The 19,659-nt window shown below is 51.9% G+C and carries 20 protein-coding genes; 9 read left to right on the top strand and 11 right to left on the bottom strand.

Annotated elements, in window-relative coordinates:
• Positions 1-49 precede the first annotated feature (49 nt).
• From ACO0K9_RS11135 to ACO0K9_RS11120, 4 genes are read right to left on the bottom strand one after another with little or no spacing between them, the layout of a single operon-like run.
• Positions 50-2,809: a bpX6 domain-containing protein gene (locus tag ACO0K9_RS11135; RefSeq protein ID WP_422984773.1), complete on the bottom strand. Its 2,760-nt coding sequence runs from the start codon at positions 2,807-2,809 to the stop codon at positions 50-52.
• The gene (locus ACO0K9_RS11130) at positions 2,799-4,652 is read right to left on the bottom strand and encodes a hypothetical protein (protein ID WP_422984771.1); all 1,854 of its coding nucleotides are present in this window, start codon (positions 4,650-4,652) and stop codon (positions 2,799-2,801) included. The genes ACO0K9_RS11135 and ACO0K9_RS11130 overlap by 11 nt, the downstream gene beginning before the upstream one ends.
• Complete coding sequence (locus ACO0K9_RS11125) at positions 4,649-5,068, bottom strand: hypothetical protein (protein WP_422984769.1); 420 nt, start codon at positions 5,066-5,068, stop codon at positions 4,649-4,651. The genes ACO0K9_RS11130 and ACO0K9_RS11125 overlap by 4 nt, the downstream gene beginning before the upstream one ends.
• Entirely contained in the window at positions 5,068-6,222 is a 1,155-nt protein-coding gene (locus ACO0K9_RS11120) for an AAA family ATPase (protein WP_422984767.1), read from the bottom strand. The genes ACO0K9_RS11125 and ACO0K9_RS11120 overlap by 1 nt, the downstream gene beginning before the upstream one ends.
• Before the next feature lie 231 nt (positions 6,223-6,453).
• Between ACO0K9_RS11120 and ACO0K9_RS11115 the strand changes: the two genes are divergently transcribed.
• The 4 genes from ACO0K9_RS11115 (at position 6,454) to ACO0K9_RS11100 (ending at position 8,857) form a co-directional block, all read left to right on the top strand.
• Positions 6,454-7,029, top strand: coding sequence for a hypothetical protein (locus ACO0K9_RS11115; protein WP_422984765.1), 576 nt, complete (start codon positions 6,454-6,456; stop codon positions 7,027-7,029).
• Positions 7,030-7,378: 349 nt separating this feature from the next.
• Complete coding sequence (locus ACO0K9_RS11110) at positions 7,379-7,852, top strand: hypothetical protein (RefSeq protein WP_422984763.1); 474 nt, start codon at positions 7,379-7,381, stop codon at positions 7,850-7,852.
• A gap of 15 nt (positions 7,853-7,867) precedes the next feature.
• A complete protein-coding gene (locus tag ACO0K9_RS11105) occupies positions 7,868-8,026 on the top strand; it encodes a cysteine peptidase family C39 domain-containing protein (protein ID WP_422984761.1) in 159 nt (52 codons plus the stop codon).
• A 21-nt stretch (positions 8,027-8,047) separates the two neighbouring features.
• Positions 8,048-8,857: a basic secretory protein-like protein gene (locus ACO0K9_RS11100; RefSeq protein ID WP_422984759.1), complete on the top strand. Its 810-nt coding sequence runs from the start codon at positions 8,048-8,050 to the stop codon at positions 8,855-8,857.
• A 47-nt stretch (positions 8,858-8,904) separates the two neighbouring features.
• Here the strand turns inward: ACO0K9_RS11100 and ACO0K9_RS11095 are convergent, their stop codons facing one another.
• From ACO0K9_RS11095 to ACO0K9_RS11085, 3 genes are read right to left on the bottom strand one after another with little or no spacing between them, the layout of a single operon-like run.
• Positions 8,905-9,714 carry a LytR/AlgR family response regulator transcription factor gene (locus ACO0K9_RS11095; RefSeq protein WP_422984757.1) on the bottom strand — a complete coding sequence of 270 codons (810 nt, stop codon included), beginning with the start codon at positions 9,712-9,714 and terminating at the stop codon, positions 8,905-8,907.
• A gap of 19 nt (positions 9,715-9,733) precedes the next feature.
• On the bottom strand, positions 9,734-10,618 hold the full coding sequence (locus ACO0K9_RS11090; RefSeq protein ID WP_422984755.1) for a sensor histidine kinase: 885 nt from the start codon (positions 10,616-10,618) through the stop codon (positions 9,734-9,736).
• 51 nt (positions 10,619-10,669) lie between these two features.
• Complete coding sequence (locus ACO0K9_RS11085) at positions 10,670-10,921, bottom strand: hypothetical protein (RefSeq protein ID WP_422984753.1); 252 nt, start codon at positions 10,919-10,921, stop codon at positions 10,670-10,672.
• Positions 10,922-11,228: 307 nt separating this feature from the next.
• On the opposite strand from ACO0K9_RS11085, the gene ACO0K9_RS11080 reads away from it, so the two are divergent.
• Both ACO0K9_RS11080 and ACO0K9_RS11075 read left to right on the top strand, forming a co-directional pair.
• Entirely contained in the window at positions 11,229-11,600 is a 372-nt protein-coding gene (locus tag ACO0K9_RS11080; protein ID WP_422984751.1) for a GtrA family protein, read from the top strand.
• A 224-nt stretch (positions 11,601-11,824) separates the two neighbouring features.
• A complete protein-coding gene (locus tag ACO0K9_RS11075; protein ID WP_422984749.1) occupies positions 11,825-12,211 on the top strand; it encodes a VOC family protein in 387 nt (128 codons plus the stop codon).
• A gap of 373 nt (positions 12,212-12,584) precedes the next feature.
• On the opposite strand, the gene ACO0K9_RS11070 is transcribed toward ACO0K9_RS11075, so the two are convergent.
• The gene (locus ACO0K9_RS11070) at positions 12,585-13,853 is read right to left on the bottom strand and encodes a glycerate kinase type-2 family protein (RefSeq protein ID WP_422984747.1); all 1,269 of its coding nucleotides are present in this window, start codon (positions 13,851-13,853) and stop codon (positions 12,585-12,587) included.
• A 267-nt stretch (positions 13,854-14,120) separates the two neighbouring features.
• Between ACO0K9_RS11070 and ACO0K9_RS11065 the strand changes: the two genes are divergently transcribed.
• Positions 14,121-14,723 (top strand): SIS domain-containing protein, encoded by a 603-nt coding sequence (locus ACO0K9_RS11065; RefSeq protein WP_422984745.1) that lies wholly within the window; start codon positions 14,121-14,123, stop codon positions 14,721-14,723.
• A gap of 19 nt (positions 14,724-14,742) precedes the next feature.
• On the opposite strand, the gene ACO0K9_RS11060 is transcribed toward ACO0K9_RS11065, so the two are convergent.
• Positions 14,743-14,973 carry a hypothetical protein gene (locus tag ACO0K9_RS11060; protein ID WP_422984743.1) on the bottom strand — a complete coding sequence of 77 codons (231 nt, stop codon included), beginning with the start codon at positions 14,971-14,973 and terminating at the stop codon, positions 14,743-14,745.
• Between the two features lie 40 nt (positions 14,974-15,013).
• Between ACO0K9_RS11060 and ACO0K9_RS11055 the strand changes: the two genes are divergently transcribed.
• Positions 15,014-15,529 carry a flavodoxin family protein gene (locus ACO0K9_RS11055; protein ID WP_422984741.1) on the top strand — a complete coding sequence of 172 codons (516 nt, stop codon included), beginning with the start codon at positions 15,014-15,016 and terminating at the stop codon, positions 15,527-15,529.
• Positions 15,483-16,340, top strand: a complete 858-nt coding sequence (locus tag ACO0K9_RS11050; RefSeq protein ID WP_422984739.1) for an arylamine N-acetyltransferase family protein — start codon at positions 15,483-15,485, stop codon at positions 16,338-16,340. Before ACO0K9_RS11055 ends, ACO0K9_RS11050 begins: the two co-directional genes overlap by 47 nt.
• Positions 16,341-16,355: 15 nt before the next feature.
• Here ACO0K9_RS11050 and dbpA read toward each other — a convergent pair whose 3' ends face one another.
• Together dbpA and ACO0K9_RS11040 are read right to left on the bottom strand one after the other, a co-directional pair.
• A complete protein-coding gene (gene dbpA, locus ACO0K9_RS11045) occupies positions 16,356-17,741 on the bottom strand; it encodes an ATP-dependent RNA helicase DbpA (protein WP_422984737.1) in 1,386 nt (461 codons plus the stop codon).
• 224 nt (positions 17,742-17,965) lie between these two features.
• A complete protein-coding gene (locus ACO0K9_RS11040) occupies positions 17,966-19,621 on the bottom strand; it encodes a DUF4214 domain-containing protein (protein WP_422984735.1) in 1,656 nt (551 codons plus the stop codon).
• Positions 19,622-19,659 lie beyond the last annotated feature (38 nt).

The raw sequence follows: 19,659 nt of genomic DNA, 5'->3' as shown, positions 1-19,659 counted from the left end.
AAACAGGTTTTGAGATAAGGTATGGCTGGTCTCATCTGACCAAACTGACTCAACTGACCGTGATGCTGTGTACCTGGCCGGTTTGGCGGTCTATATCGATCAATTTTCCGCATTGATCGAAGATCAGTATGTGGTTCAGCTGTACATGGATGTGTGCCTGTGCTGCTTTGCTCAAGCTGATATTGGCAAGTATCTGGTTGAGGGTCGCATGGATGATCATGATGCGTGTTTCATTTGCTGAATACAGTTTCACGAACAGATAGCCATCCTTCAATTCCACTTCTGGCTCGCTGTCGAGTGTACCCAGGGTGAACTGATGTTGACTGCTGGTGCCAAATTTCCGGATGACCAGCGATGTGATGTCATTCGCAAACATCAGGTACAACCTTATCGGCTCTTCAGAAATGGCAACGGGGAATACTTTCCAGACATCAGAATCTGGCAATGCCCAGGCATCGCGCTGGTTCAACTGCCGTTTGGGTAACAGGTAACGCCATTGTTCTAGTTCCCGCTCAGAAGCGATCAGCATAGTCTGTGCGTTGACGGTTTCGACAAAGGCAATCACCTTGCCAGGAAGATCCGCCACCTGCCAGTGGGTCGTCAGGTGGGCGTTGCTGGTATCCACCGCCAGCAATTTATTTTGCATGACGATATTCCAGTTGATACCGTCGTAGCGGTCAGACCAGAAACTGATTGGCAGGCTCAGCCAGTCAATGACCTGATGACCAACCAGGTCCAGAGTGCTGACACGTTTCACCGTATCACGTCTGGCCAGCGCCAGTGCACGCAAACCATTGTCTGCAATGACCAGATGGTGGGCAGGCACTGGAAAATGCGTCAGTTGGCGTCCGCGTCGGTTGATCTGTATGACACCACTTTCGCCCAATGCCAGCAAATAATCGCCGCCTGGCAAATGGACTGCATCGTGGATGGTGGCCAGGCCGCTATCCTGTAACTTCAGTTCGAGGGGGCTGGTTCTTGTAACGAAAGAACTGGTCCGCATTTCCTGTCCGGAAAACTTCAGTTCGGGTAAATCAGCCTTCAGTGCATCGGAATTTACCAACTGATGCAGTTGCCGGATTTCTGCTGTTGTCAGGCTGCTTTGCTCTGCCTGCTTTTCTGCGATTATGTGTGGCAACAAGGCGGATGCTACGCGTCTGCTGGCCTGTGAATGATTCTTTTGCTGTATCAGTTCCATGGCAAGGCGGCTTCTTTGCATGATGCCGTCGTCGTCCTGTTGATACAGCAGGTCTTGTATCATGAAGGCACTGTCTGCCAGCCCTTCTGGATACAGACATAGCTTTCTTACCAGTGCGCGCAAGCTGATAAAACCACCCGCCTGCTCGGCCTGCAATAACCATGACATTGCCTGCGTGCGGTGTTCGGACAGGGGCCAGATGGCTTCTGCCGCTTCGCACAAGTCGCCACGTGCTGCCAGGTATTGTGCCCAGTGCAGGCGCATATCATTGGCCGTACCGGCGTGCTTTTTTTCCAGTAGTTTGATGGCTTCGGCAAAGGCGTTGTACATGCCGGCCAGCTGTATCGCCCGCTTGCTGTCACCAACCAGCGTCCATAGACGTATCATGATTTCCGGGGCCAGATTCAGGGTTTCAGCAAGTTCTGCTGCCTGCCTGATGCGCCCTTTTTTCTCCAGGTAATCAACCGCCTCGCCGCCTGCTCTCAGCAATTCAGCAAGTACAAATACGGCTTCGTCTATCTTGCCTTCACGATCAAGTTTTTCGAAAGTCTGTCTGTATGTTTTTCTCAGGTGCAGTTCCAGTGGATCTGCAATGTTGATCTGGCTGTTTTGGCCAGAGTTGCCGAAGATCGAAAAACTATCCCTGCGCCGGGGAACAGAAAAAGCCTGTTTCGAAGGCTTGCCGCCTAGCGTATCCAGCTTGCTTAAGGGAATGGCGTGTCTTAACGCCTCCATCAGGTCACCATGGTCAAACATGTCGAGCATCTTGCGCAGATAATTCGCCTGCCGCTGGCTGAGTATTTTCGATACCCCCGTCATCACTGCCGCTTTGCTCAGCATGTCATTGAGTTTTTGTTCAAAGGCGGATGGCGCAGATGGACGGCCCGGCACTTTTACCCCGCCATCTTCGCTGCCCTGGCGACGCTGAAGCATTCTGGCGAGCCAGCCCATGGCTTTTTCGGCAGAATCTCTTGCCATGGCACGTGCGCCAGCGAGCAGCGCCTGCTTCACATCCAGCTTTTTCGAATTTCTGGGTGTGGTGAAGTTCTTTTCTTCATCCAGAAACCCCTGCACATGTGCTGTCGCATCGGGGCTGTCTTTGCCCAGTATGTCGCGCAAGGTCTTGCCGGGTTTGACCTCGACATCGGTGCCGGCTTGCTGCTCTTGTGGAAATTCCATGGGAACCAGAAGCGGCAGCTTGCTCAGATCCAGCCACAATGCGGGATCCAGTTTTTTTACCGTGTTCAGGTTCTGGGTATAAATCAGTGCCCCGCGTACGAGGCAAAAACTGCCTGGCTTTACTTGTCGGCGTTCTTCCGTACTCAGTGGGGCGCTGCTCAAAATGCCACTGACATCGCAGATGGCCAGACCATTCAATGTGGCGCAGTGCGCGCGCAATGCTTGCGGAAATTCCAGGAGATAGCCATCGAATATCTGATACAGACGTGAGCCGGCGCGCCATTCTTGCAGCACCCGTCGCTGGCCTTCGGTGTCGGCCATCATGCTTAAATCGAACCACAGGCCATGGATGTGCTGGGTACCTTCAAATACCGGTCTTTGTACCTTGGCTTGTAGCGTATTTTCTACCTTAGTTTCTATATTACTGAGCATGATGCACTTTCTCCGCCCTGACACGCAGCAGCGGGCGTTGTTCGTACAGGCTACAGACATGCAGTTCCAGTGTCGCTTCCACTACCCATGCCAGCTTGCCAGACAAGGCCTCCATGCTGATGTGGAGGATGGGCTGCGGGGATTTGTGCAATACGTGCAGGCCGCGCAGGCTTTTGAAAAAGATGGTTTTTCTATCCTTGTGCAAGACCACCAGACCATACTCTGCCTGCGCGGTTTCGTGATAGCGGACAACCCCCACCACCTGGGCGGCATCCACCACCTCAATCTTGTGGTTGCTGCCTTCACGGCTGATCAGCCATTCTGTATAACTCAGTTGCAGGGCCAGCAAGCCCGTTTTTTTGCTGTTCCAGGATGATTGGTCACCAAACAGCAGGCGCGTGCCGGAATAGGCTAGTTTTTCCATCAATACCGGTGCTTCCTCGTGCGCGTACCATCGGTATATCAGGGTGCCGATTTCTGTACTGGTTCCAAAAATAATTTTTCTATCCAGGTATCCTGTACCAACGACTTTTTCAGCAAGCTCAGAAAATTCTGGCGTGGACGTATCATCACTAACAGGATTAGACGATTTGCTGTCGCCGAATGTCCAGCACACCAGACGTTGCTCGGTATCCACCACCAGTACGCGACTGCGGTTAACACCTGCAACTTTGCCTGGCAGGAAATAGCAGGGCAGCATCCTGTCAGCATCAGCCGGAGGCTTGAAGGATGCAGGGTCGGGTAAGCTGGTCGATACACGTTCCAGGTAAAAATGTTTTTTCGGAAATCCCACAAAACACAAATCTCCTTCCTCTTCTTTCAGGATAAGGTAGGCTGGATTTTTGCCAAGCAATTCACAACTGATCATCCGCTCTGGAGTCGGCATGCTGACGGTACGTAGTTTGCCCGGTGCTGCTCGCGGTGAATTGGGGACATGATAAATTTTCAGGCGCTTATCTTGCTGAGCTATGGCTACCCAACCGCCGCCGGGTGACAGACGCGGGCTGTGTTTGTCTGAAGGACGGGCATCCGCGTCTTCGATATGCCCCAGCAAATCGAAACGCCTGAATGGCTCACGCAGCAGGCGTACGCTATGGCCAGGTTCTGGAAGCTCAAGTTCGATGTCTTTCCGGTTGCTGGCAGCCGACATTTGCAGGCGCAGGCTATTCTTCAGCAAATCCATGTTGATACTGACCAGTGCCGTGGCTTTTTTGACAGAGCCGGGTGCTGGTGACGATACTTGCCAGCAATCGCAATTGACAGTGATGTCGTCTATGGCCTTGTTCCATGCCTGTAGATGCGATTCTGTGGGGCTGACCAGGGTCTTGGCTGCCAATAATTTTTGTATGCCTTCTTTGCCGTTGCTGTCATGCAGGACGCCGGGTTGTTGCAATATGCCCCATTTGAATTCTGCACCAGCCTCATGCGCGCGCCGCGTCAGTATGATGAACAGGGCCATATGGGCAAGGCGGCATTCGCCCAGTTGCAGCGGGCCAGCATCGAACAGGGCAAGGCATAGTTGCGAGCGCAGGCGTATATCAGGTTCCGGACCAAGAAAAAGTAATTCATTGCTAGCCGCACGGCGCAAGAACTCGTCCGGTTCGGCGTCAGCAAACAGCCATTCTGTCATCAACAGACGATCGTAGCTGCCACGTCGCACAATATTGCCGACACCTGTCAGCACATCCCGGTTGGGAGTGGCGGCAGCCTTCAATTTGCCTACCAGCGGGTGCAGGCGCAACAGCAGTTGCCCCATGCTTAAGCCTAGTTCCGGTGGAAACAGGCTTAGCCATTGACGCCATTCTTCCAGTGCAGGAGGCAGGCTGAGTGGCGCAGGATTCATCCCAGCTCCCTTGTCAGCCAGTGCAGCAGGCCCTGGTGTATTTGTGCCGGTCTGGCCAGCGGGACGATACAGGCAGGATCATGCCATAGCAGAATGGCCTGCGCGCCTGTACGTTGCGCCAGATGGGTTTGCAACAAGTCGGCCGGCAAGGTGGGTCGGCACAGCGTCGGCAGCCAAAGATTGCGTGCAGTTTCATGCGGCGCGCAATAGCGCACACCATCAACCCAGGGCAGATCAGCGGCGTTTCCCAGCACAACCATCAGGCTGCGGGTGGCGACGATGGACAGCGCGTGTAATTCGTCGTCATGCAGTTTTTGCATGCGCTTTAACAAGGCGCTTGCATATTTGCCGTGCGCAACCACACCGGCAGGTGGCGGTGCATCACCACCTGTAGAAACCCATTGCAAATCATCCATCAATTTGCTTCCAGCAAGCCCATCAATTGCTGACGACGTTCTTGCAGTGCATCAGGCAGGCTGCTTTGATCAAAATTGGCATCAATTTCACGCAATAGCGCTTCCACCGGTTTAACTTTATTTACGGCATCGGTTTCCGCCAGCAGTTGATCCGCAGTTTCCAGCAGCCGGCCCAGCCTTGCCATGGGTTGCTGACTGGCGACTTCGACCACCGCATGCAATAGCGGATGCTGGGCATGTGCCAGTGTGTCACGCAGAATTTCCCTGGCATTGCGTTGCCCCATCGCAGTCGGGATGACATAAATCAGTGGCCACAGGTCTGCCTTGCTGGCGATTTGCCTGCCAGCCAGCACAGTTGCTGCCGCAATCAATTGCTGTGCCTTGACAATGCGACGATCCGACAAACTGATATTCGCCTGCCGCAGCTGGCGTATCGCTTGTGCCAGGTCGCTACGTATCGCATTCATGTCGACCAGCGGCCCGGCCCGGTTCAGCACATCCAGCGAGGCCAGATCGGCACAGGTACTCACCTGGCGACGATTCATTTGCCAGCCACCTTCCAGCAAGTCTTCCAGCTTGGCATCTGGCACAGAATCGATAAATACATGTAACAGAAAGCGGTCTGCAAAGGCAGCCAGACCTTCGTCTTCTGGCAAATCATTGGCGGCACCGACGCAGATACGCAAAGGGCAGCGTATGCGCGTGTGGCCACGACGGAACTGGCGTTCGTTCAGCAAGCCCAGCAAACTGTTCAGAATGGCGGTGGAGCCAAGAAACACTTCATCCAGAAACGCTATTTCTGCTTCTGGCAGCATGCCCGCAATATCTGTTTCTACCGTGCCTTCGCGCAACTTGTTCAGATTGACGGGTCCAAACAGTTCAGCCGGTTCGGTAAAACGCCCCAGCAGGTATTCAAAATACTGCCCACCCAGGCTTTGCGCCACCCGCCTGACAACCGCACTCTTGGCCGTACCCGGCGGACCGATGACCAGTACATGTTCCTGCGCGACAGCGGCCAGTATCATGAGCTCCGCCAGGTGATCACGGTCTATCAGCCCCGTTGTGGCTTCGCGCATGGCATTCCTGAGCCGCTGTGCGGCTTCACTGATGGCTACTTTGAGACGTGCATTTGCTTCATTGACGGTGGTGTTCATTATTCTTGTGCGTGAGCCGTTACGAGTGATGGGTGGAATGGCATGAAGCTTTTGTCTGAAGGGCAAGCGGTATTATTCAGTTTGCCAACCTGTTTTGCTGAATCAGACATAGTAAAATGAAAAGCCCATAACTTCAACTGGCACTGTGCATGCGCTGCCAGCCTGATACATGCTCAGATTGTGACTTCGAGATTTTAGCCGAGTAGTTTGTCTGATCTTGCTTGTACCAATATGAAAACACGGACCTCTTTACACCCAGATGACATCGCAGCTTTGCAAAAGCAGTTTTTTCATTCACTGACCCTGGGAACAGGCAGGGCGATGTTGCTCATGAGGGCACATCCGCATGTTGAATTTTCAAAAGAGCTTATTGCGGCGGCGACCGGAAATTTGGCAAATGACCCTCAATCCGAAGGCAGCAGGGCTGATTCTTTGTTTCGTCTGATTAAACGGTCCAAACAACAAGACTTGATTGTAAATGTTGTTCTTCAAAAGCTGAAAATCAGGAAGCGGGACAGGTTTAATCTTGCTCAGCTCTGTGACCTTGCTGTTTTCTTATACATGGATGGAACTGTTGGTGCGAATGAGGTGCTTATACAGAGATTTGAAAAATCCTTTCATGCTGATTTTGATGCGTGTGGGGAATCTCAAATACTGCAATTCGAAGATTTACAGGGTTTGTTCAGACGGGCTGAAAATATCAGCAAACTTCCTTCTGATGAACGGAAAAATTGGGAAGACCGCTGGTTGCTTGAAGATTTTCAAGAAGAAAATAAATCTCTCGATGCATTGTTGGAGTTCACTTGAATTTAGTTGTTTTTAAAATCACAAATATTTTCAAAAATAGTTAGATTGTGATTGTATTAAAAGCATGTAACAATTATTATTGTTGGTAATGTAACATGTCAAACGAACCCTTCGATGTTGAAACCATGTTCCGGAAGGGGAGGCTATTGCTGAAGCCAAGTCTATGGTCGGTTCACCAATCAAACTACTTGGGGTGTCCGGATGGGTCATTACAGTTTTTTTCTTCTGATTTTTTACAACTATTTTTTTCCTTGGCATAACTAAGTACAGTAAAAAGGAGACTGTCTTTGGCTATGTTACAACCACTGATGGCAGTTACAAAGTGACAGCACTTCATTCTAGGAAAGTCATGAACTTCCGATCATGTAAAGATTTACTATTTTTATCGACTCTATTAATATTTTCGCGTTTGGCCTGTGCGCAAACTACCGTAGATATATCGGTTCCGCACGCGCATTGGGCATCACCAGTTGTTGAAATATTTAAATTACAGTGTCCTGACGTTCTATACGAACTAGAATTAACTTTAGACCCAAAAAAACTAATTCTACGAGTCCAGGATAAAGGTGTAGTGACTACAACTGATTTATCAGACACACTGCTGCTGACCGATTGGTTAAACGACAGATATGTTTGGAAGCCTGTTTTTCTTTGCGGCCAAGGTAGTCTTGGATTTAATTTGCAAGGAGTAGACTTAAACGGTGGACGAAACAAACTTGAAATCGTAAGTGCCTACAGTTTTATAAATAAAGATGGGAGTCTCAAAAGGTACGCAAGTGTTCAGCCAGAGCCAAGAGATCATCTATTTAGCTATATTAAATAGGGCGTTTGGAACTCAGTGAGCATTTTATTACGCCAAGATGAAACCACTGAATGTGGTCTCGTATGCCTAGCCTTTGCATCTCAAATGCTAGGTGCCGAAATCAGTATTGCCGAATTAAGGAGAAAGTATCAGATTTCTTTAAGAGGGCTACTCAAGGCGACAAATCCTGCCTGACAACCTGAAACGGTCACTAACATGAAAAACTACTTAACCCGCAGTTCCCTGTGTTTGGTGTTGACGCTGTTGGCAGGCTGCTTTATGCCGGTACTGAGTCATGCGACCGATATTGTGGTTAAACTGGCTCAGGTAGAATTCAAAGCCAGCCCTGAAATGTTAGCCCGCGTGGAACAAAGCCAGCGACTGGTGGAAACTTGGTATCCGTTAATCAATAGCCTGCTGTTTGATGAAGGCCATGCCTTGCCTTATGCGGACGTTGGTATCGTGCTGATGCCGGGATTTGGGCCGGAACTGGCAAATGTTGTTGCCTATGCCAGCGATAATACCATTTACATTTCTGCTGAACAGGTGGCGGCCATGCCCGACAATTTCCAGGCCATGTTGGTGCACGAAATCACGCATATCAACCAACAATACCTACCATCGAAGCACCAAATCGGCTGGTTGGTGGAAGGGATCGCTGATTATGTGCGCCACAAGTATTTTGAAAAAGATATCAGCGCCACCTTGCAGATCAATGCGCAAGACCAGCTGACAGGCTATCAGCCTGACGCGCGTTATTTTTATATGCTGGAAAAGCACGGCGTCAATATGAAGGAACAGGGTTATCTGAAGGCTTACACTGTTGCTTCCAGTTTCTTGTACTGGCTGGAAGTCAACAAGGACAAGGATATCGTAAAAAAACTGAACCGGGCGCTTAGCAAGGGCGAATATACGCCTGAGCTGTTTGCGGCATACGGCGGTGCCACGCTGGATACCTTGTGGCAGGAATTTATCGAGGCATCTAAAGCGGCAACGCTGGTGACAGCGACGACCACCAAATCCTGAATACCCGCGAAAGCAACCGAAAACTCTGTCTTACCAAAAGCTTTGTCTTACATCTGCTGGAACAAGTGCGTATGGTTGCGGCTGACTTCCAGTTTTTCGGTATGGCCTTTCAGCGCAATGAGCTGGCGGCCACGAAAATCCCGCGTTACTTCGGCAATGGCAGATACGCGTACCAGGGTGGAACGGTGTATGCGCCAGAATTCCTTGGGGTCGAGTTCGTCTTCCAGTTCTTTCAGTGATTTGCGGATCAGGAATTCTGCCTGTTCGGTTTGTACCAGGGTATATTTTTCGTCAGAGCGAAAAAACAGGATTTCTTTGGTGCTGATCATGCGCAGGCTGCTACCCACGCTGGCCTGTATCCAGCGCAGGTATTCGCGGTTTTGGCCCTGATGTTGCATCAATTGTGTGAGCAATTGTTCTACCTGTGTTGCCTGGTTGGGCGCAGGGGCAAGCGCTTGCTTAGCTTGTTGCTGGCGCTGTTCCAGTTGTTTTTGCAGGCGCTGGCAGGTGCCGGCCAGGCGTTCAGCTTCTACCGGCTTCAATAAATAATCCATGGCACCGCGTTCAAACGCCTGTATCGCATATTCATCATAGGCGGTGACGAAGACGATCAGTGCCTGTTTGGCCAAAGTGCTGGCAGCTTCTATGCCATTTTTGCCAGGCATGCGTATGTCCAGGAAGATGATGTCGGGCTTGTCAATTTCAGCCTGTTCGATGGCGGCAATACCATTCGCTGCTTCGGCAATGATGGATAGCTGTGGCCATGCCTGTTGCAGGCGTGAACGCAATTGCTCGCGCATCGGGGTTTCATCATCGACGATCATTGCCGTTGCAGTTGTTGTCGCTTTGATTGACATGCTTTTGCCTTATGTCTAATTACTGCTTGCCGTCCAGAGGCAGTTGTATGCCTACCACGGCGCCGCCGCTTTGAGGTGCTTCAATGATGAGCTGTGCCTTGCCTGCATACAATACTTTCAGGCGTTCACGGATATTGCTCAGGCCCAGGCCATCATCTGCATGCATATTGAAACCCATGCCATTGTCGCGGACTTCGACCAGCAAGTGGTTATCCAGTTTTTTTGCGGTGATGCAGATATGGCCGCCCGTGGTCTTGGGTTCCAGGCCATGCTTGATGGAATTTTCCACCAGGGTTTGTATCATCATGGAAGGGAAGGGCAAGAACTCCAGTTCAGAAGGTAATTCTATCTGATAAGTCAAACGTTCCTGCATGCGTGCCTGCATGATGTTCAGGTAAGCACGACACATTTCCATCTGTTGCCCGAGCTTGCCATTGCCCTTGTCGCGCATTTGTGGCAAAGCAGAGCGCAGGTAGGTGATCAGGTGCTGGTGGACCTTGCTGGCTTCAGCCGGACTGGTTTCTATCAGCTGTCCTATCAGGGCCAGGGTGTTGAACAGGAAATGTGGTTCTATCTGGGCTTGCAGGGCAGCCATTTCCGCTTCCAGCACTCTTCTTTCCAGCGCTTCGACATCGGCGCGCGTGGCGGCTGCCGTGGCCGCAATTTCGGCCCGTCGCTTGCCGCCAGCCAGGCTCTTGACGATGATGGAAACAATGATCAGCAAGAATACCGGCCCGCCCAGGCCCAACATGCCACCTATGATCAAGCTCAGCAAAGCCGTGACCATCAAGTAAGTCCAAGACTTGACTGCCAGCCAGTCAAAGAATTGCCACCACAGCACGGTCATCGTTTCGATGACGTCCGTGATGAAATCCAGCACCTTATTGTCGTTGTGGTGGTTCATGATCATTTCTCGATATCTTGTTCACGGCCAGCCTGTTTGCCTGGTTGTTAATTAAACCTGAGACGAAGTCTGTTTGTCTTTATTGGCAAACAGTTTCACCAGAATGGCACCAAAGACTGCGGTATTCGCCAGCGATGACAGATGGATCAGGCCGCCGGTGAGAATGGTCAGCAAGGATACCAGCAACAGCTTTTTCCAGGATGCCTGGATGATCCAGTCAAATGCCTGTTGTCCGACATAGGCCAGTGTTTCACCCAGATTCTTGATAAAATCCATTGTAGGGTTGCTGTGAGCGTTGTTCATGGTGTTTTCCTCTGTTGTTGTGTGGTGGATGGTCATTAAGTCATTGCCTGGGTTCATGGTGTGCTCCTTTGTTTGCTGCCATGGAGTGACTATAGCGATACCCATTTGCGGGCGACAGCGACTTGTGACCAACTGCGTAATGGTGAGGTTTAATGGTAACCGGGGAAGATAAGTGGGGCGCTGGCATTTGCCCTGTTATGGCTTACAAGGGGTAGTAAGGGGTGGCAATGGGTGGCAAAGTGCAGCAGGTGTAAGGATGACGGCTTTTTTAGATAGAATGGCGGTTTCTGCTTAAAAGAATAATAAGATGGTCATCAAGGAATTGATTAAATTTGCCATGGTCGGCTTATGCGGCACGGCAACCCAATACCTCACGCTATGGCTGGGGGTTGAGTATTTGCATATTTCTCCTACCATTTGTTCGGCAACCGGCTATCTGCTGGGCTCGTTCTTGAACTATGCATTGAATTATTTTTTCACCTTTGAAAGTGATGGCGAGCATCTTTCATTGGCCCCCAAGTACTTTGCCGTGCTAGGTGTGGGCTTTTTGTTTAATGTCGTAGCGATGTGGTTCCTGACTTCACATTTGCAAGTCAATTACTGGATTTCACAGATATTCATTACCGGGATCGTTTTCTTGTGGAATTTTATTGGTAGCAAAATATGGGTTTTTAAATGAACCCCGGTGTGCGTTAGCTCATTTTTCTTTAGAACGTGTTTACGATCTGTAGCGAGCGAGCGTCAGCGGGGTGAAGAGCCGCGCAAAAAGCGGAATGTACTTAAAGTACATGAGCATTTTGAGCAGCGCATGAGCCCCGATCACGCTCGCGCAGTAAGATCGTAAACACGTTCTTGGAATGTGAATTGCTTCGTTGATAAGAATTACTTTGACCGGAGGTACACATGCATAAAAGTCGATTGGCAGGTCTGGTGATAGATTGCCAGGTAGATGACATCAATCCGGCTGCTACGTTTTGGGCCGGTGCCTTGGGATATACGGCGATTGCGTCTGATGAAGAATGGGCATCCAAGTATGTCTACCTGGATGTGCCGGGGGAAGAGGCAAGATTACTGTTACAGAAGGTTGAGCACCTCAGCCGCGTGCATCTGGATATAGAAACAGACAATATCCAGGCCGAAGTACAGCGCCTGGAAAAACTGGGTGCCAAAATCGTCCAGGTGATGGAACGCTGGACGGTGATGGAAGCACCCACCGGACATCGGTTTTGTGTAGTGAATCCCCAGCGTTCAGATTTTCATGAAGCCGGGGATGTGAATGTCTGGAAGTGATCTGGCTGCCGGGTCAGCGCTGTCGTGATGACCCGGCAGTTCAGAAGGGCGATCCTACATTTTCATAAGCTTGATTTGTATTTCTGTTGCAAAGCATGAGGCGATCTTGCGAAAGCCTTGACGGCTTGTTCGCAAGGCAAAATAAAAAAGCCCTCTGAGTCAGGCTGAGAGGGCTTTCTTCACAATTACGCAAGCAATAACCTTCCCAGCCACAGATGTGACTGATGATGGCGTGCATGCAAAGCGAATGTGATAGCAAATTTCATGAGCCTGATCTTAGATTTTCAAATGAATTCTGTCAACCTGAAACATAGTAAGTTTTTTCATCTCTTCTATTGTGGTCATCATGTCGATATTGCTGCCTCAATCGTGTTCACAGTATCAATATCGCCCTGAAATCATTGACATTGGTGCGCGTCGGGCCGCTGACGACCAGGTCATCGAGGGCACTGAAAAAGCCGTAGCCGTCGTTATTCTCCAGCAGGCTGCGGGCGCGTAGTTGTTGTGCTGCTGCACGATTGATGGAGTCGGGTGCGTACAGGGCACCGGCATTGTCTTCGGAACCATCGATGCCGTCGGTATCGCAGGCTATCGCATGGATGTCAGGATGGCTGTCCAGCGCGACTGCCAGGCTCAGCAAGAATTCTGCATTACGGCCACCACGTCCTTTGCCACGCACGGTGACGGTGGTTTCACCGCCAGAAATCAGTACACAAGGTTTCTGGAATGGCTGCCCATGTTTGGCCACCTGTTTTGCCAGTGCGGCATGCACCAGCGCCACATCGCGCGCTTCGCCTTCTATGCCGTCGGACAAAATATAGGGGGTGATGCCAGCGGCGCGTGCGGTGGCGGCTGCGGCTTCCAGTGCTTCTTGCGCGGTGGCGATGATGTGATGGCTGTGGCCACTAAAGCGCGGGTCGTCGGGCTTGGGGGTTTCACCCTTGCCGCTGTCCAGATGTTGCAAAATCTCAGCCGGGATGGCGATGTCGTATTTGCGCAAGATTGCCAATGCCTCGGCACAAGTGGTCGCATCGGGCAGGGTGGGGCCGCTGGCAATGATGCCGGGTTCATCACCGGGTACATCGGATATCAGCAGGGTCACCACGCGTGCCGGGGCGCAAGCCAGTGCCAGACGGCCACCCTTGATGGCAGACAGATGTTTGCGCACGCAATTCATTTCAGAAATCGCTGCACCGCTTTTCAGCAAGGCTTTGTTGATGGCCTGTTTTTGTTCCAGGCTGATACCGTCTGCCGGCAATGCCAGCAGGGCAGAGCCGCCGCCAGAAATCAGGCATAGCACCAGATCGTCTTTGCTCAGCCCTTGCACCATGTCCAGTATGCGTGCTGCTGCCTGTTTGCCTGCTTCATCTGGCACCGGGTGGGCGGCTTCCACCACTTCTATCTGGTGGCAATCTGCACCGTGGCCATAGCGTGTTACTACCAGGCCGGACAGTTCACCTTGCCAATGCTGTTCCACCACTTTAGCCATGGCTGCTGCGCCCTTACCGGCACCGATGACCAGCGTGCGCCCTTGCGCTGGCGGTGCTGGCAGAAACGCAGGCAGGCATTTTTCTGCACTGACGGCAGCAACGGCGCTGCTGTAGAGGTCAAGCAGGAATTGGCGAGGGGCGAGGGTGCTCATGGTATGGCTTCCATAAAATTGCAGGCATCTTATATAAAAATGGCATAGCGAAGTTGCTGCAGTCCTTATCGCTTGCTATTCAAACAAAACTGAGTATGCCTGACAGATTGCCGCCAAATTGCCATTCATGGAATGAAATTTTTTCGTGTGTGCCTGGGCAATCAGGTGCATACAGGGCGCGGGTGCAGGCTATCGTTGTGTGCTTCCGGGAGGTATTCAGCAGTTTTGTGGTTAAATCATTCATTTGATAAAACTGAGCGGTGCGTCATGACAGTAAAAGATAACAAACAGCACATATTCGCCAGCCTGCAGGAAGCAAAAGTGGCGCTGGACAATTTGCTGGCGAATGAAGAGGCGCTGGCCTCTATCGAACAGGCTGCACGGATACTGGTTGGCGTGTTTGAAAACCAGGGCCGTGTGTATAGTTGCGGCAATGGCGGTTCCATGTGTGATGCCATGCATTTCGCCGAAGAACTGACCGGTCGCTACCGCAAGGACAGGCCCGCGCTGGCTGCCATGGCCATCAGCGATGCCGGGCATTTGAGCTGTGTCAGCAATGACATGGGTTATGAACAGGTATTTTCCCGTTTCATAGAAGCCCATGGCCGGGCCGGCGATTGCCTGCTGGCCCTGAGCACCAGCGGCACCAGCAAGAATGTGATCCGCGCGGCAGAAGTGGCACAGGCGCGTGGCATGCATGTCATCATACTCAGTGGCCGGCACAGTGAAGTGCTGAAAAATTTGAGCAGCGCCTACATTTGCACACCCGGCGGACAATTTGCCGACCGCGTGCAGGAACTGCATATCAAGGTCTTGCATATCCTGATTGAGATGGTGGAGCGTCATTTTTTTCCGCAAAATTATGCCTGAGCAGCGGGTAAAGCAGCAGCTAAAGCAACGGGTAAAACAGTCGGCCATCCACATACGCCATGCGGTCCAGCATGATAATGCACAGATACGCAACATCGTTAGCGCATCGCTGGCTGACTTTGGCATCAGTGTTGAGTTTTCCGGACTGGATGCAGCCATAGGCGCTGCGGGTTTGCCAGATAGCAGCAATGCGATAGAACTGGTGGCTGCCCGGCAGTGGAAGCCCTGCCTCCTGCAAGAAAGCGGCCATCGGGGTATATTCAGGACTTCCTTGGCTTCCGTTTATTCCGATGTCAGAACCACGTACCGTCATCCTGCTTGGCAGCGCGCGCAATCCGGGCAATACCTACCATCTGGCGCAGGCGCTGGCCGATAAGCTACAGGCCAGCCTGCTGGATCTTAATCGCTATCAGATCAAGCCCTTTGACTACGCCTTCCATAACCAGGACGATGATTTCCCTGGCCTGATTCGCGAAGTCCTGACCTATGATCGCATCATCCTGGCCAGCCCTATCTATTGGTATGCCCCCAGTGGCAGCATGAAAATATTCATGGACAGGTTGTCTGATCTGCTGAAAATCGACAAGCCACTGGGTCGCCAATTGCGCAGCAAGCGGGCTGCCGTTCTCGCTACTGGCTCTGATGCCATCCCGGCAGACTGTTTTGAGCAGGTATTCAAACTCAGTTTTGCCTATCTGGGCATGCAGTATGAGGGCATGCTGTACGCCAGTTGCGACGAGAATTTTATTCTAGAGCAGCATGCAACAGCCATCAACGATTTTTGCCGGAGGCTGCATGCTGGATGACGTACAAATACAGGCTTACCTGGACAGAATCGCGTATACCGGCCCGCGTGTGGCAACGCTGGACGTGCTGGCGGCTTTGCATGTCGCCCACTTGCAGCACATCCCGTTTGAAAACCTGGATATCAGCCTGGGTCACAAGCTGGATTTATCCACACCGGCATTGCTGGACAAGCTGCTGCAACAGCGGCGCGGTGGTTTTTGCTATGAATTGAACCAGGCATTCAGGCTATTGCTACAGTCTTTCGGTTTCCAGACCAGCCTGATTGCTGCGCGCGTATTCAATGGCAAAGACTATGGGCCGGATTTTGATCATATGCTGATACAGGTGCAGCTGGATGGACAAGGCTGGATTGCCGATGTCGGTTTTGGGGACAGCTTCCGTGCACCGCTCACTATGAATGGCCAGCCCGTCACCGAACTGGGCATGCAGTATCAGGTACAGCCCGAGCCGGGGCTTGGGTCAACTACGGCATGCTTCAAGCTGATGCAGGGCAGGGATGACAAGAGCATGCAGCCGCAGTTCCGCTTTTCCTTGCAGGCTTTCGAGATCAATGATTTTGCAGCCATGTGCCTGTATCAACAGACTTCGTCACTATCGCACTTCACGCAAAAAACCATTTGCTCGATAGCCATACCGCAGGGGCGCATCAGCATCTCCAACAACAAATGCATCCGCACCGAGCGTGGGGTCAGACAGGTGCACAGTATTCGTGACGAAGATGAATACCGCTCCCTGTTGCAACAGCATTTTGGTATCCGCCTGGCCGCCGGTGCCGCCGTCCAAAGGCTGATGGCACGCCACCCGGTCTGAGTTGACTGACTACGCTTAGTCAATGATGCGCATCTTGAATTGCCTGCCCTTGATATTCGTGCGGCTCAGGCGATCCACGGTCTTGACGGCGACATGGCGGTCAAGTGCTACATAGGTGATAAATTCGGATACATTGATTTTACCTACCTGTTCTTTCTTCAAACCCAGGTCTGCCGTCAGGGCACCCAGCAGATCACCTGGGCGCAACTTGTCTTTTTTACCGCCCATGATGCAGACGGTCATCATCGGTGCTTCAAGGTGCTGTGCATCCTGATTCTGTAGTTCATGAATATCGGCCCAGGTGACAGCTTCACCCTGATATTCTTCTATCAGCTTCACCCATTTCTTTTCACCCGGCGTTGCCAGACTCAGCGCCAGACCTTTTTCACCGGCGCGACCGGTGCGGCCTATGCGGTGGATATGCACTTCGGTATCTTTGGATACATCGACGTTGATGACGGCCCCCAGGGTTTGTATGTCAAGGCCACGGGCGGCGACGTCGGTGGCCACCAGTACAGAACAACTCTGGTTGGCAAAACGGATCAGCACTTCATCACGGTCGCGCTGTTCCAGGTCACCATGCAGGGCCAGGGCGCTGATGCCACGGGCATGCAATTCTTCTGTCAGTTCGCGGCAATGAATCTTGGTATTGCAAAAAGCAATGGCGGATGCCGGTTGATAATGATGGAGCAACTGCGCGACAGCAGCATTGCGTTCTTCCGGCGTTACCAGGTAAAACAGTTGTTCGATATGATTGGCCGCATGTTGCGATTCAACCTTGATTTCTACCGGTTCACGTAGTAACTGCTCGCTGGCCTTGCGGATGTTATCCGGATAGGTGGCAGAGAACAGCAGGGTTTGCCGGCGCGGCGAAGTGGCCTCAACGATGTTATAGATATCATCATAAAAGCCCATGTCCACCATGCGGTCGGCTTCATCCAGTACCAGGGTCTGGACAGTTTTCAGGTTGATGGTGCCACGGCTGATATGGTCGATCAAGCGCCCTGGCGTACCAACGACGATATGTGCACCGTGTTCCAGCGAAGCGATTTGTGGGCGCATGGCGGTACCGCCGCAAAGAGTGATGATCTTGACGTTTTCTATGGCCCTGGCGAGGCGGCGCAATTCATTCGCCACCTGGTCTGCCAGTTCTCGCGTCGGGCAGATCACCAGGCCCTGTACCGCAAAATAGGTGGGATTGAGTTTTGCCAGTATGCCCAGGCCAAAGGCCGCGGTCTTGCCACTGCCGGTTTTGGCTTGGGCAATCAAATCCTGCTGTTGCAGGATGACGGGCAGGCTGGCAGCCTGTATGGGGGTCATTTCCTTGTAGCCCAGGCTTTCCAGATTACTGAGCAGGGGGACGGACAGGGACAGCGAGCTAAAAGCGGTAGATGCAGACATGGGAATAATTTCAAAAATAGGAGTGGCGCTTGTGCTTGTCCGCCAATTGCTGGACCGTGGCGAGCCGATGACAGTAGCGCAGGATATGCCGCCATTGTAGGTGAAGCGGGCGTCGTGGTGGGAAAGCTTTATGACAGCAGTGCTGATAGCAATAACAACAAGGCCCGCATTGCGGGCCTGTTTTGTGTTGCAGATAGCGCTGTAGTGCTGTAGCTATGCGGAGATCAGGCAGTGGCGTGCCACAGCAGGTATTCTATGCCGTTCTGTATGGCACCGATGACCAGTGCCTGGTTTTCGGTACTTTCGCAAAAACTGGCGAGTGCACCGGCCGCGGTGATTTTGTTGGTATTGAGCTGATCCAGCCAGTAATTGAAGCCGGATTGATCCGGCGCACGGTGCAATACATTCTGGTAAAAATTCGTGACCAGCGTGGTATTGGAAGGCTTGCTGCCATACAGCTTCTGAAATTCCGCCGATTGCATGAAGCCAGCCGCCACCGTAGTCAGGTTGGAGCCATTGTCCATGTCGGCAATCCAGTAACCCAGACCCAGCATGTCCGGCTTGCGGTCAAAGGCTGCTTGATACAGGCGATATGCCTGGCCGGCGGTGCCGGTGATATCCAGTGCAATGTTTTCATCGCTGAATTGCAGGCGTTCCACATTGATCAGATTGTCGGCACCGTCCGTGCCGGTTTTTGCTTTGATGTACGCAGTATTGCTGACGGCCGTCAGCGTGTAGTTGCTATGCAGGCCATTGTAGATGGCTGTATCAAGACCCAGGCCGCCGTCTATGGTGTCATTGCCACCGTTGCCGGTGAAGGTATTGTTGATGGAATTTCCTATCAGGGTATCGTCCCCGGCACCACCTATGGCATTTTCTATAAAGGTCTGGTAGGCGATACCCAGGTTAGCTACACCATTATAGGTGGGTACTGTTCCCCCGACGAAACCGGCGGGGGTAGGGGCAGACACCATGCGTATGTCGGAATAATTACCCGGTGTCAGGTCAATCTTGCAGCCCAGGGTGAAATTGGCAACCGAAATCGTATCATTGCCACCTGCATCCCATAGCGTTTTCAGGAAAGGCTTGTCGGTTTCAAAGGTGTAGACATCATTTCCGGTTTTGTAAGTCATGTTGGCGCCATACATGTCTTGCATGGCGGCGATGTCGGCAACCATCGGTGTTTCTGGCACGATATTCTCGTAAGTGAAAATCGGTTTGCCATTCGTGCCATAGGTAATGGTACGGAACAGGTCGTTCGCCTGCGCCGTGTAAGACATGATGGTGTATTGCCGCGTATCGAATGCGGTCGGCATGATGACACCGTCTTCAAACGGATGCTTCAAACCCAGCGCATGACCCAATTCGTGCAAGATAGCCTGGTAATTATAGGAACCCACTGTCCAGTCCGTATCCTTGTTTGCGGAGGAGGTGGAGATCCAGATATCGCCGCCTTCCGGATAATAATTGGACGGATTATATGCCCAGCCCCAGGCCGCTTTACCAGTGCTGGTTTTATCGGTGGCAGAAGTCAGGGCAATACGGATATCACCGGCTGAGCCGCTGTTATCTGCTACCTGGGTGAACTGAATATTGGCAACGTCAGACCAGGCCTGCATGGCGGTTTTCGCTGACTGTTGCTGTACTGTGTTTAATGCCGCGTGGGAGCTGGCATTCGGTTCATCGGTCGTCGAATAATTGCTGGACCCATTATGACCAAAAAAATAGGAATCGCCGGTTGACCATGGAAAACTGTAGGCGAGCGAAATTCCCGTTTGCAGCCCGGTACCCCATTTGGCACCTGCAAGCAACGCATCGATCAAAATAACACCGGTAAGTGGTACGTTGGTGGTGGGTACGGTGTTGTATGGGGTAGGCATGTCGCTTAAAAATAAAAAGTGGTTGAACCCTGGGATCA

Origin of the sequence: Undibacterium sp. Ji50W, assembly GCF_049340445.1 — a bacterium.
Lineage (GTDB): Bacteria > Pseudomonadota > Gammaproteobacteria > Burkholderiales > Burkholderiaceae_D > Undibacterium.
The sequence above is the reverse complement of the archived record's forward strand: the minus strand, read 5'-3'. Positions and strand labels throughout refer to the sequence as shown.